At 50.7% G+C, this 12,325-nt stretch carries 12 protein-coding genes; 10 read left to right on the top strand and 2 right to left on the bottom strand.

The annotated features are described in order from the left end of the window. From VB081_RS05765 to VB081_RS05720, 10 genes are all read left to right on the top strand, one after another. Positions 1-1,010: FAD-dependent oxidoreductase (locus VB081_RS05765; protein ID WP_323399887.1), on the top strand; the 1,010-nt coding region annotated here is incomplete at its 5' end. Between the two features lie 86 nt (positions 1,011-1,096). Further along, positions 1,097-1,873: a GntR family transcriptional regulator gene (locus tag VB081_RS05760; protein WP_323399886.1), complete on the top strand. Its 777-nt coding sequence runs from the start codon at positions 1,097-1,099 to the stop codon at positions 1,871-1,873. Positions 1,874-1,992: 119 nt separating this feature from the next. Continuing rightward, positions 1,993-3,183 carry a substrate-binding domain-containing protein gene (locus VB081_RS05755; RefSeq protein WP_323399885.1) on the top strand — a complete coding sequence of 397 codons (1,191 nt, stop codon included), beginning with the start codon at positions 1,993-1,995 and terminating at the stop codon, positions 3,181-3,183. 114 nt (positions 3,184-3,297) lie between these two features. Then, positions 3,298-4,815 (top strand): sugar ABC transporter ATP-binding protein, encoded by a 1,518-nt coding sequence (locus VB081_RS05750; RefSeq protein WP_323399884.1) that lies wholly within the window; start codon positions 3,298-3,300, stop codon positions 4,813-4,815. Further along, on the top strand, positions 4,812-5,846 hold the full coding sequence (locus VB081_RS05745) for an ABC transporter permease (protein ID WP_323399883.1): 1,035 nt from the start codon (positions 4,812-4,814) through the stop codon (positions 5,844-5,846). Before VB081_RS05750 ends, VB081_RS05745 begins: the two co-directional genes overlap by 4 nt. Continuing rightward, positions 5,843-6,826, top strand: coding sequence for an ABC transporter permease (locus tag VB081_RS05740; protein WP_323399882.1), 984 nt, complete (start codon positions 5,843-5,845; stop codon positions 6,824-6,826). Before VB081_RS05745 ends, VB081_RS05740 begins: the two co-directional genes overlap by 4 nt. Before the next feature lie 112 nt (positions 6,827-6,938). Next, a complete protein-coding gene (locus VB081_RS05735) occupies positions 6,939-7,973 on the top strand; it encodes an SIS domain-containing protein (RefSeq protein ID WP_323399881.1) in 1,035 nt (344 codons plus the stop codon). A 97-nt stretch (positions 7,974-8,070) separates the two neighbouring features. Next, positions 8,071-8,508 carry an RbsD/FucU family protein gene (locus tag VB081_RS05730; RefSeq protein WP_323399880.1) on the top strand — a complete coding sequence of 146 codons (438 nt, stop codon included), beginning with the start codon at positions 8,071-8,073 and terminating at the stop codon, positions 8,506-8,508. A 12-nt stretch (positions 8,509-8,520) separates the two neighbouring features. After that, positions 8,521-9,612 carry an iron-containing alcohol dehydrogenase gene (locus VB081_RS05725; RefSeq protein ID WP_323399879.1) on the top strand — a complete coding sequence of 364 codons (1,092 nt, stop codon included), beginning with the start codon at positions 8,521-8,523 and terminating at the stop codon, positions 9,610-9,612. Between the two features lie 11 nt (positions 9,613-9,623). Further along, positions 9,624-10,601 (top strand): hypothetical protein, encoded by a 978-nt coding sequence (locus tag VB081_RS05720; protein ID WP_323399878.1) that lies wholly within the window; start codon positions 9,624-9,626, stop codon positions 10,599-10,601. 48 nt (positions 10,602-10,649) lie between these two features. Here VB081_RS05720 and VB081_RS05715 read toward each other — a convergent pair whose 3' ends face one another. Together VB081_RS05715 and VB081_RS05710 are read right to left on the bottom strand one after the other, a co-directional pair. Then, complete coding sequence (locus VB081_RS05715) at positions 10,650-11,297, bottom strand: ABC-2 transporter permease (RefSeq protein WP_323399877.1); 648 nt, start codon at positions 11,295-11,297, stop codon at positions 10,650-10,652. A gap of 2 nt (positions 11,298-11,299) precedes the next feature. Beyond that, positions 11,300-12,142 carry an ABC transporter ATP-binding protein gene (locus VB081_RS05710; RefSeq protein WP_323399876.1) on the bottom strand — a complete coding sequence of 281 codons (843 nt, stop codon included), beginning with the start codon at positions 12,140-12,142 and terminating at the stop codon, positions 11,300-11,302. Positions 12,143-12,325 lie beyond the last annotated feature (183 nt).

Below are 12,325 nucleotides of genomic sequence, written 5' to 3'. Positions count from 1 at the left end.
TCAAGCACGAGATGCGCTGTGCCGTTAACCCGGCGATCGGCGACGAACGTTTCCTTGACATGAAGGTCGCGGACAAGAAGTTAAAGGTTGGCATCGTTGGCGGCGGTATCGCAGGTATGGAAGCGGCAAGGATCGCTACGCTGCGCGGTCACGACGTAACGCTTTACGAAAAGGACAGCGAGCTCGGCGGTATCCTCCGTACGTGCTGTATGGTTCCGCCGAAAGGCAAAATGAAATGGTACATGGATTGGATGCGCCGTCAGATGAAGGACTTGAATGTCAACATCCAGATGAACACGGAAGCAACAGTCGATATGCTCAAGGGCTATGACGTTGTACTGTGCGGCACGGGCAGCAATCCTGTTACACCTGACATCCCGGGCAAGGAAAAGGGCGTAAAATTTGAAGACGTTCTGGTCTGCGTAAAGAAGAACTGTGAATACTGGCCCGAATGCGGCAAGCGCGAGCCTGCCAAGGTTGGACAGAAGGTCGTTATTTATGGCAACCACTACGGCGCGACGGATACGGCGGAAGCGCTTGCACTGCGCGGCAAGGAGATCATCTATGTGACGCAGGAGGCAGAGTTTGCACCGCACATCGAGAACGTACACAAGGAAGTGCTGAAGGTGCGTTTTGCGGGCGGCAACGGCGGCGGACTGCCGGAAGAGCATCCGATCAAGATCCCGGTCGACGTGAAGCTTTCAACAACGCTTCTTGAAGTAAAGGACGGCAGCGTCGTTCTGATGGACAGCAAGTTCAATAAATATGAAGTAGAGTGTGATACGGTCGTATTCGGTGAATATGAATCCAACACGACGCTTTATGACGAGCTGGTTGCGGCGGGCGTGCTGGTGGGCAACATCGGCGACTCGAGAAAGATCCGCAATGTACGCGGCGCGATGACAGACGGCGCGGATATGGCGCTGATGCTTGGAGACGGTCTGTTCATGAATGCAAACAACGTCCTGTCGAGCAATTTGCCGATGGATGTTGCAAAAATGATGAAATAAGAAAAAAAATGATAAAAAGTGTACCGAAATGATGAATTGTGTGATACAATAGAAATCGTGGTACAGGAGTAAGAGGTAAAAGTGATATGAGCCCTGTATTTGACGGCGAGATTCAATTTGAGAGTAAGCTGCCATTGCACTACCAGATCATGATGATTATCAAACGGAATATTGCGTCAAAGAACATTTTGCCGGGTGATAAGCTGCCGACGGAAGAAGAGTTTTGCAACACTTTTGGCGTCAGCCGCTCCACCGTACGAGCCGCGATCGGCGAGCTCGAAGAGGAAGGCATGGTGACAAGGGTTCGTGGAAAAGGAACCTTTATATCTAAGACAAAGCTAAAGAGGAAAATGGAACAGGTGTACAGCTTTTCTCACCAGATGGATGCTGCAAACCTCGTTCCATCCTCCAAGCTTTTGGAATTTAAAACAATCGCTGCGTCTGACGGACTGATCGATTTGTTCGGTTTAGAGCAAAACGATCCGGTTTATGAAATTGTACGGCTGAGGTTGGCGAACGGTGAACCGCTTTTATTAGAAACATCGTTTCTGCCGGTGAAGGTACATCCGACATTGCGTGCGGAAACGCTGGAAACCGCTTCCTTATATGATTCTCTGCGGGACGAGGCAAAGATATTGCCCTTTATCGCGGAGGAAACGTACGAAAGCATTGCGTTTGAAGACGCTATTTGTAAAATGCTGGAATGCCCCCGCCCTACATGCGGTTTTTATGTAGAGCGTATCACGCGGCAGGAATCCGGCGAAGCGTACGAGCTGACGCAGTCGTTTATGCGGGGAGACCGGTCAAAAATCTCCATCACGCTGCAACAGGACATTTATACATTTAATCGAAGCATTGACTGAACGCTATTGACGCAGTCATAAAAGATGGTTTACAATTGGAAAAGTAAAATAAAGTAAAAAGATTTTAAGTTTATCCGCATGAGCGGGTAATTAACTAATATTTTATGGAGGAAAGTAAAATGAAAAAAGTCTTAGTAGTTGTTGTGTGCTTAGTACTCGCAGCTGCAATGTTCGTTGGTTGTACGGCAGCGCCGGCAGCTTCCGAAACACCTGCGGCAAGCGAAAGTGCAGCTCCTTCTGAGTCGGCAGCTCCTTCCGAGAGTGCAGCTCCGGTAGAGTCCGATGAGAGTGGTGCTGATGCGGCGACAGGCGGTATTACAAAGATCGTTCCTGAAGGAGACATCGTGATCGGTATCTCCACTGGTTCTTCCGGTACGTCCTGGCGTGACATCATGATCGACAACATGAAAACAGTCGGTGATGAGTATAAAGAAGCAGGCAGAATCAAAGACTATAAAATCGTGAACAACACGACGAACGGTGACGCAAACGAGCAGGCACAGATCCTTCGCCAGTTTGTAGACGATCCGGCAATCAACGTGATCATGGTGAACCCCAACGATAACACGGCTCTTTCCGAAGTTATCGCTGATGCACAGAAAGCCGGCAAGCTGGTCGTCGTATATGACGCTCCTGCTGAGGCTCCTGGTACGCTTCAGGTAACACTTGACCACTATGCTTGGGAAACAAAGAACGCTGAATTCATCTGCAAGACTCTGCAGAAGGGCAATGCAATCGAAATTTCCGGTCTTGACGGACATCCGGCAAACAACGAGCGTATCCGCGCTACGGCGGACGTTCTGAAAAACTATCCTGACATCAAGCTGCTCCAGAGCACGCCTGGTGGCTGGGACCAGACAAAGGCAAAAGAGGTTGCTGCTCAGATCCTGTCCACAGGTCAGGAAGTAGACGCTGTATTCACGCAGGACGGCATGGCTTTCGGCGTACTGCAGGCGTTCCAGGATGCTGGCAAACTGCCTAAAGTAATGTTCGGCGATCCGGGCACTGCATTCTTCAAAGAATGGAACAAGCTGCGTGAAGAAAAAGCTGACTTCAAAGCTTGCGCACAGCCGAACCCGCCGGGAATCGGTGCATCTGCAATGCGTATGGCTGTCAACATGGCGGAAGGCAAAGATATCGATCCTACAAAGCTGGCTGGTGACGAAGGCACGATCCTGTACTATGTTGTTAGCTCGTTCTACACGGACGAAAACTTTGACGATGCTTGGGCAGAGCTCAAAGACAAGCCGGATGACTTCTTGCTGACAGAGTACTACACAGAAGAAGAAGCTGCGGCAATGTTCAAATAAGCGATTGATCAAAAAGCAAAATTGAAACTTATTACGGGAGCAGGCTCTAGGCCTGCTCCCGTAAATTAAGTACAGCAATGAATAAATTCACGATGGGAAGGGTGTGAATTTTGGATGGTTTTACTGGAAGCAAAAAACATTACAAAGAGTTTTGGCGGTGTTGCGGCTTTATGTGATGGGAACCTGACCTGTAGGAAGGGCAAGATCACAGGCCTGTTGGGCGCGAATGGTTCGGGCAAAAGCACGATCTCTAAAATCATTACCGGCGTATATCTTGGCGATGGCGGCACGGTTACGTATAACGGCAATGAGGTGAGCTACAAAAACCCGATCGACGCAAAAAGAGCCGGCATTTCTATGGCCTTTCAAAATTTGAGCTTGCTGCCTGACCTCACGGTTTGGCAGAATATTGTGCTCAGCTTTGAAAAGAAAAACAAATTGTTCTTAGATAATAAGGACGCAAAGGAATTATCCCAAAAGATATTAGATGAGTTTATGCCCGGATTCGACATCGAAAGACGGGTAAGTGAATTGGATTCGAGTGAAATGCAGATCGTTGAGATCGCAAAGGCGATTTCCGAGGATCCGCAATTATTGATATTGGACGAACCGACGGCGGCACTTGAGCAGGCGCAGGTAAAGGCGCTCTTTAAATATATGCGTAAGCTGGCCGAGCAGGGCGTTGCCATGATCTTTACTTCTCACCGCTTGTGGGAAGTACTCGAAATGTGCGACGACATCGTTGTGTTCCGCAATGGCAGCAATGTGGGCGAGATCGATTTTGAAAATCAGGAAAAAAATCCTGACGAGATCGTGCGCCTGATCACCGGGGACACTGACTGCATCAATACAGTAAAAGAATACAAAACGGTTTCCGCAGAAGCAAAGCTAAAGATCGAAGACTTAAACTACGGAAAGTATTTGCAGAGCGTTTCTCTGGAAGTCAAAAAGGGCGAGGTGCTCGGGATCGGCGGACTGGCCGGCCAAGGGCAGACGGAGCTCATGCTTGCGCTCGCAGGCAACTATAAGGAAGCAAAATGCAGTGCTACAATCAATGGGGAGCCAATCAAGCTGACACAGCCCGCTAACGCGGTGCGCAAGGGGATTTTACTGGTTCCCGGCGACCGCCAAAAGGAAGGGCTGATGCTCAAGGATTCTGTTTATACAAACATGATATTCCCCAAGCTGGCATTGAAAAAGCAACCTCTCATCACGCCTACCAAAAAGTATCGCGAGGAATGCGAACAGATCGTGAAGACGCTGTCCATCAAAACGGCGAGCATCGATCTTGCGGTAGACAAGCTTTCCGGCGGGAACCAGCAGAAGGTCGTCGTTGGTAAATGGCTGCCTTTTGATACGAACGTGCTGCTTCTTGCAGACCCGGCAAAGGGCGTTGACGTAGGCGCAAAACACGACTTGTATGAGTTCATCATGAAAATGGTGGAAGAAAAGAATATGAGCGTTATCCTGTATGCAAGCGATAACGACGAGCTTGTGAGCTATTGTGACCGTGTATTGGTCATGTACGAAGGCAAGATCGTCGGTGAGTTGAAGGGCAAGGAGATCTCCGATGAGGCGATCGTTGAGATGTCGCTGCAGGTAAAATCGAAGGAAGAGGGGGAAGTGCAATGAGCGAAAAAGAAATGACGCGAAGAAACGGATTTCAGAAGTTTATGCACAGGCCCGAATTTGCGACGCTGATCATCTTCGTTGCGATGATTGTGATCGTTGCGGTTTTGCAGGGAAACTTTTTTGAGCCGTCCTCGCTGCGGAACAGTATTATCTCGTGGACGCCGCTGATCCTGCTTGCAATGGGACAGGCGGTCGTTATTATCGCAGGCGGGCTTGACTTATCGAGCGGCCCCGCGATGGCATTTATGATGTGTGTGATGACAAGCATTATGAAAAAGGACGATCCGTCCACAGGTATCACAGCCCTTTTGATGGGGTTTGTGGTTATGTTGATCGTTGGTATCGTAAACGGCGTAGCGGTTGGATACTTAAAGCTTCCGCCTATCATTGCGACGTTTGCGACATCATATGTATGGCTTGGTGCAGCGCTTTTCATCATGCCGACACCGGGCGGCGAAGCTGTCAACTGGATGCGCGCGTTTTATGACTTTGCATCGGTAGACGCGATGCCCGAGGCGCTAAAAGCATTTGGACAGGCGATACCGACGGGTGTGCTGCTTATTATCGCAGCTGCCGTGATATGGTACTGCGTGAGCCGTACAAAGACAGGTCGTTATATCTACGCGGTTGGTTCAAACCGCAATATTGCGTACCAGAGCGGTATCAATACCGCGAAGGTACAGCTTACAGCTTACCTCATCAATGCGGTATTTATCTTCTTCTGTGCTCTTTTCTTAACTGCACAGAACCAGGCAGGCAGTGCGCGCCTTGGCGATCCGCTGACCCTGCAATGCGTTGCGGCGGCGGTAGTCGGCGGCGTGGCCTTAACGGGTGGCAAAGGAAATGTATTCATGGCAATCGTTGGCGCGATCATAATGAGCCTTGTCAGCAAGCTGATCTATGTTGCGAACATTGAGAGCGCATATCAGTCGCTTGTTTCCGGCATCATCATCATTGCGGCAATCGCAAGCTCCACGATTTATACGACAATCAACGAAAGAGCATTGTTGAAAGGGGGGCAGGCTAAATGAATCCGCAGGAAAACACATTGAAAAAGAGTGCCCTTAGCGGGGGATTCCAGAAATATAAAAAACTGATCATTGCAGCTGTACTGATCGCGATATTGTTTGTTGTAGGCGAAATCGCGGTAGGGTCGTTTGCTTCCGTATCGCAGGTACTGCTGATGCTGAAGTTTGCATCCTTCATCGCGCTGTTCGGATTGGCACAAATGCTCGTCATCAGTGCGGGCGGAGACATCGACCTTTCTGTCGGCTACATCGCGACTCTGGTCGCGGTATTATCCGCGAAGTTCATGGACGGACAAAATGAGAACCTTTGGATTGCGATTTTAATCGCGATCGGCGTGGGCTGCTTGGTCGGCCTTGGAAACGGTCTGCTGACACACTTTGTGAAGCTGCCGTCGCTGGTCGTTACGATGGCGATGGCGAACATCCTGCAGGGCGTTGTCAATGTATATGCAGCAGGGTCTAGTATCACAGGCGCACCGTCTCCGGTGCTCAATGAGATCGCTGCAAAAATGACGGGGGTGTTCCCGAACATTTTGTGGGTGCTGATCGTAGCGACGATTGTGATCATGTTCATCATGTACAAGACGAAGATAGGCGTGAAACTCTTGGGCGTTGGCAGCAACCCTGTTGCGGCAAACCTTTCCGGTATCAACGTGAAGCGCGTGAGAACGATCGCGTTCATGTTCAGCGGTATCATCGCAGGCCTTGTCGGCTTGCTGCTGATCGGTAACTTAGGACAGGCGTTCAAGGATATGGCTTCGCAGTATGTGATGCCGAGTATCGCGGCGGTCGTCGTCGGTGGTATCTCCCTGAATGGCGGTGAAGGAAACTTTGTCGGCGTTATCCTGGGCGCGGCCGTGCTGCAGACGCTGACCAACCTGTTCGTGGCGCTTGGCTGGGGCGACGCCGGTAAGTGGCTCGGTTACGGATTGATACTTCTCTTTATGCTCATCGCGTATGTTCGCGAGAAGGTAAGCAGATAAGATGAAGATAAAAAAAGTTTCAACTTGATTTAAACTTTAGCACACCATTGTAAGTGGTACACGTTTACAATGGTGTGTTTTTTAGAAAAGGTACGATAAAGGAGATATTGTTATGACGAAAATGTATGAAGAAATCATGGAGCAGCCGCAAGTACTTGCGGGCATCCTTAAGACAAATGAGCAGACGCTGGAAGCGCTGCTTGCGGAGATCAGGAAAGCAGACATCAAGCAGGTGGTGATCGCGGCACGCGGAACTTCTGACCACTGCGCGATCTATGCAAAGTACCTGATCGAAATGCTTTTGAAGCTGCCTGTATCCCTTGCCGCACCTTCGGTCAATACGCTTTACGGATCGGAGATCACCTATCAGGATGCGCTGGTGATCGGGATATCGCAGTCGGGCATGGCGGCGGACGTACTGAGCGTTGTGGCCGATGCAAACAAAAGCGGCATGATCACTGTTGCGGTGACGAACAACAGCCAGTCGCCGATGGCAAAGGAAGCAAAGTTTAATTTGGATTGTGCGGCCGGACTTGAAAAAAGTGTTGCTGCAACCAAAACATTTACGGCACAAATGTATTGCCTCGCGTCGCTGATCGCCAGGTGGTCGGAAAACAAAGAGCTGACAGAGGCGCTCGACGTGCTGCCGCAGGGCATCGGCAAGGAAGTTGCAAAGGCACAGGACGTGATGGAGCTGGCGAAGGAATACACCTTTATGCAGAGCTGCATCGTGCTTGGGCGCGGGCTGCAATACCCGATCGCTCTTGAAGCGTCCCTCAAAATGATGGAAACGACATACACCAATGCGCGCGGATTTGCCATTTCGGATTTCCAGCACGGCCCTCTGGCGCTCATTTCCGATAATCTTCCGGTGTTCGTATATTGCTCGAGCGATGAGGCGATGGACGATGTTCTTGCTTCCACAAAGCAGTATGCGGAGCTGGGGGCCTATGTATTGATGGTGACGGACGACAAGGAAAATGCCAAGGATGCGGACAAGTGCCTGCTGATTGAAAAGAGCTCAAAGTATACGGCTCCTTTCCACATGGTGGTCACGGCGCAGATGTTTGCGTGCGGCTTGGCTGATGCAAAACGGTGTAGCCCTGATGCGCCGCGGCACATCAAAAAAGTAACGATCACAAAATAATACAGGCATATAAAAATCTTCCGCAATGCTTTGCGGAGGATTTTTTTTGCGAAAATGTGGTATAATGAAATCAAAAAAACAGTAGGAGGAACGAATCATGCTAAAAGGAATACCGGAAATCATCTCCCCGGAGCTGATGAAAACCATTATGGAGATGGGGCACGGGGACGAGATTTGTTTTGGCGACGTTAATTTTCCGGCGCAGTCTATGGGAAAAGAAAACAGGGTCGTCCGTGCGGACGGGCATACGGTGACAGATTTGATCGATGCGGTGCTCCAGTTCTTTCCGCTGGATGTTTTTGTGGAAAAACCGGTGGCGGTGATGCATCCGGGAGACAGCCCGCGCCCTGAGGTATGGGACGAATTTGAATCGATCATCAAAAACAGGGACTTTTCCAATGCGTATAAGGAATTCGATCAGGTGGAACGCTTTGCGTTTTATGAGCGCGCGAAAAAGTGTTTTGCCGTGGTGGCGACGAGTGAGAGCGCAGGGTATAGCTGCGTGATCCTCAAAAAGGGCGTAATCTTTAAATAACGGGAGAGCAGGATGGAATTTACGTTTCAGGTTCCCACAGAGATCATCGTGGGACAGGCATGTATCAGGAAAAACGCGGAGAAGTTCTCGCAGTTTGGCAAAAAAGCGCTGGTCGTGAAGTCGGGATCGGCGGAAAAGAACGGCTCGCTTGCGGATGTACTGCATGTCTTGGGTGAGCAGGGGATCGAAGCCAGGGTGCTTGACTCTGTACCGCCAAACCCCACGCCGGAAGACGTGCAGGCGCTATGCGGCTATGCGCCGGAATTTACGTTCGTGGTAGCGGTCGGCGGCGGCAGTGCGATCGACGCGGCGAAGGGTGTGGCAATTTTGGCGGTCAATGATGTGGAACCTGCGGCGATGTACGACAGGTCGTACCCGAACAAGCCGCTTCCGATCATTGCGGTGCCGACGACGTGCGGCACGGGCAGCGAGGTGACGGCGGTATCTGTGCTCACGGTGGGCGATTCCAAGCAATCGTTTTCCAGTCCGCATGTGCTGCCCAAGGTGGCGTTTCTTGATGCGGACTATCTGAGGACGCTGCCCATGCGCGTGTTGCTCGATACGGCGCTCGATGCGCTTTCGCACAGCGCGGAGGCCTACCTGTTGGTGGATTCGTGGTCGAACGATATGATCGCGGAGCAGGCATTCCGCAATTTTGCGAAGTATAAGGACGCCATGCTGCGGCGCGAATTTAGCGACGAAGACCGGGCGCTGATGCTTTATACGGCAACGCTTGGCGGCATCGCGATCTATGTGGGCGGAACAAGCGCAGTGCATACGATGGGATACCCAATCACGGTATTAAAGGACATCCCGCACGGACGCGCGTGCGTGCTTACGTTGGGCGAATACATCGAGTTTGCGTATGACGCAAAGAAAGAAAAGATAGACACGATGTGCGCGCTGCTTGGCGTTGACGGGGTCGGCGGTTTTAAGGAACTGCTGAAAAGCCTGATCGGGGAAACGGTGACGTATACGCGCGAAGAAATATGGGAACTGGTAGAGATCGCGGCAGAGCCTGCCATTAAAAAGCGCAACGCAAAGCCGATCACGCGTGAGGATATTTTTGAGATATACTGCGCGGCATTGTGCCGGGAGCAGTGAGAGGATATGTTATGACGAAATCATTGGGTGGCGTTTTCAGCAGTGCGTGGAACACAGCCAAAAAGAACCTTTTGGCCTTGTTTGTGCCCACGGCGATTTATCTGGGGATATTGTTTTTGCTGTACGGGGTCTATTATGCGGGTATGGTCTCTGACCTGCCTGTGACCATCATGACAGGCACTGTACGGCAGACAGCAATGATGTGGATATCGCCTGTTATGTTTGGCGTATCGGTGTTTTTGGCACCGCTTTACAGCGGATATATCACGGCGGTGCTGCGGACGTACCATGTAACGGGCGTGCCTGCGCCGATGGGAGCGGCATGGAAGGCGGCATGCGCGAATTATACAAAATATCTGCTGACCATGCTGACACAGATACTCTTTGGTTTTATTTTCGGTCTTGTGGTCGCGGTCGTGGTGCTGATCATATTCTTTGCAACGGTGTTCCCCAGCCTGATGCAGTGGACAGTGTATTCGCCTGACGCGTGGTACGCGGTGGTGCTGATCCTTTCTGCAATGGTTCCAGCGATCATTGTTGCGGCTGTCCTTGGGTGGATATTTGAGTTCAGCCTGACGTTTTTAAATTTTATTCCCGGGATGGAGAACCAACAGGGTTTCAAGGCGTTTTTCAGCAGTTTCCGCTATATCTATCAGGGGAATCTTCTCAAAAACCTGGGACATATCCTGCTGGCGGGGTTGATCCAGTCACTGATCGTCGGTCTGATCGCCGTGATATGCTTCCTGCCGTTCTTTATGAATGTGGGGATGAACATCGATTCGATCGTATCGGCGGAGCAAGTGCTCGACCCGCTTATTTGGAGCATGCCTCTTTATATGGCGGTCGGTGGGATCGCGTCTATACTGTTGAGCGTATTCTTTACGCCGTACTATTTTGAGGTTTATCTGAACGCAAAGACGGAAACGGAGCGCAAGCAGGCGGCAAAGAACGCCGCGATGGCGATGCGCTACCCTTATCAGGGACAATAAATAGATAATAAAAAAGGAACCGGTGCTGCTGGTTCCTTTTTGTTTGCGTTAAAAATCCATTCTTTCAAACGCCGTTGCAGACTTCTTATAAGCCACGAAGGTCAGCAATGCGTAAAGCACGGCGCCGGCCGCCAGTATAGCGAACTGGTAACCGAGAAATCCGGGTACCATCGTTTTGATGTAGTCGTGGAAAAAGGGGAAGACATAGGAGGCGCTTTCCACAGCCATGATGACAATACCCACGCCGATGCACGCTACGAGGAACGGGATGCCTACTTTGCTGGTGTTTTTGTAGTGCATTGTGAAGAAGATAAGATTGAACACGCCGAATATGATGAAGGCAAAGCCGAAAAAGGCAATATTTGCGTTTATGCCCGCCTCGTTGCCGGAGGGGAAAAGCTTATGGTTTAGGACGGCAAATGGAATGGCGATGACAAGCTGCAGAATCTCCAAGAAAATCACCATTAGAAAACGCGCTTTTACCGTATCGCGTTTGGGGATGGGCAGCATCATGGAATAGTAGTCGTCCTTGTTTTCGCGTGCGGTGATGCTCATCAGGAAAATGCCCAGACAAACGTAGAAAAAGACGATCAGGTAAGGGTAACTGGGGATGAGCAGCATGGCGGAAAAGGCGAGGAACATGATGTTTACGGGTTGGAGCACGAGCCGCAACTCTTTATACAGCAGGTTTTTCATGGTCAGCCCTCCTTTTCGATGTGCACCATAATGTCTTCTAAAATGGCGTCGCGCACCTTGGCATTTTCGATGGGCAGGTCGCTTACCTTTATGAGGCCGCTCATGCCATGCCTGTCGCGCTTGCAGCCGATGAGCTTGACTTTGTCGTTGCCTAAAAGCATGCCTTTTTGGAATTCGGCGACCTTATATCCGGCAAGGAAGGTATCCATCTCCTCGCAGGCGATGAGTCCGCCGTTTTTGATGTAGATGATGTTGTCGGCGCATTTTTCGAGATCGGAGGTGATGTGCGTGGAAAAGAGGATACTCATGTTTTCGTGCTCGACGAGATCCATGAAGATATCCAGAAGATCGTCGCGCGACACAGGGTCGAGGCCGCTGGTGGGCTCGTCCAAAATCAAAAGCTCTGCGCGGTGCGAAAGCGCTAAGGCGAGCGGATATTTGACCTTCATGCCCTCGGAAAGCTGGTCGGGCGTCTTTTCCTCATCAAGCGCAAACAGATCCATATATTTACGATAGGCGGTGTCGTCCCACTCACAAAAAAAACGGCGGGTGACCTCGGTGATCACCTTCAGCTTCTTTTTGGGATAGTAGTCGATGCCGCCCGTCACAAAGCCCACTCTTTGCTTGATGTTGAGCTCGTCCTGCGAAAATGTCTTGCCCCAAAAATGGATGTCGCCACTATCTGGGTGCACAAAATTCAGCAGGGATTTGAGCGTAGTCGATTTGCCCGCACCGTTACGCCCGATAAAGCCGGTGATGCTGCCCGGTGCAAGCGTGAAGGAAACGTCCCTGAGGGAAAAAGCAGGGTAGTGCTTCTCAAGATTGCATACAGATAATACGTCCATCGCCATACCTCTTATTTTTCTTCTTCTTCGTGTTTGGCAAGCGGACTCGTGCTGAGTATCTGATTGGTATAATCCACGAACGTCTCGTTGCGCACGATGGCGATGCCCTGATGCGTGTCCGCAAGCAGCAGCAGCGTGTCGCCTGGCTTGATATCGAACATATCGCGCGCCGTCTTGGGGATG

Origin of the sequence: Christensenella sp. (genome assembly GCF_034927525.1) — a bacterium.
Classification (GTDB): domain Bacteria; phylum Bacillota; class Clostridia; order Christensenellales; family Christensenellaceae; genus Christensenella.
The sequence above is the reverse complement of the archived record's forward strand: the minus strand, read 5'-3'. Positions and strand labels throughout refer to the sequence as shown.

Bases quoted from the DNA above. Each gene is read 5' to 3' on its own strand.
- VB081_RS05760 (WP_323399886.1), top strand. From the start codon at position 1,097: ATGAGCCCTGTATTTGACGGCGAGATTCAATTTGAGAGTAAGCTGCCA.
- VB081_RS05755 (WP_323399885.1), top strand. From the start codon at position 1,993: ATGAAAAAAGTCTTAGTAGTTGTTGTGTGCTTAGTACTCGCAGCTGCA.
- VB081_RS05750 (WP_323399884.1), top strand. From the start codon at position 3,298: ATGGTTTTACTGGAAGCAAAAAACATTACAAAGAGTTTTGGCGGTGTT.
- VB081_RS05745 (WP_323399883.1), top strand. From the start codon at position 4,812: ATGAGCGAAAAAGAAATGACGCGAAGAAACGGATTTCAGAAGTTTATG.
- VB081_RS05740 (WP_323399882.1), top strand. From the start codon at position 5,843: ATGAATCCGCAGGAAAACACATTGAAAAAGAGTGCCCTTAGCGGGGGA.
- VB081_RS05735 (WP_323399881.1), top strand. From the start codon at position 6,939: ATGACGAAAATGTATGAAGAAATCATGGAGCAGCCGCAAGTACTTGCG.
- VB081_RS05730 (WP_323399880.1), top strand. From the start codon at position 8,071: ATGCTAAAAGGAATACCGGAAATCATCTCCCCGGAGCTGATGAAAACC.
- VB081_RS05725 (WP_323399879.1), top strand. From the start codon at position 8,521: ATGGAATTTACGTTTCAGGTTCCCACAGAGATCATCGTGGGACAGGCA.
- VB081_RS05720 (WP_323399878.1), top strand. From the start codon at position 9,624: ATGACGAAATCATTGGGTGGCGTTTTCAGCAGTGCGTGGAACACAGCC.
- VB081_RS05715 (WP_323399877.1), bottom strand. From the start codon at position 11,297: ATGAAAAACCTGCTGTATAAAGAGTTGCGGCTCGTGCTCCAACCCGTA.
- VB081_RS05710 (WP_323399876.1), bottom strand. From the start codon at position 12,142: ATGGACGTATTATCTGTATGCAATCTTGAGAAGCACTACCCTGCTTTT.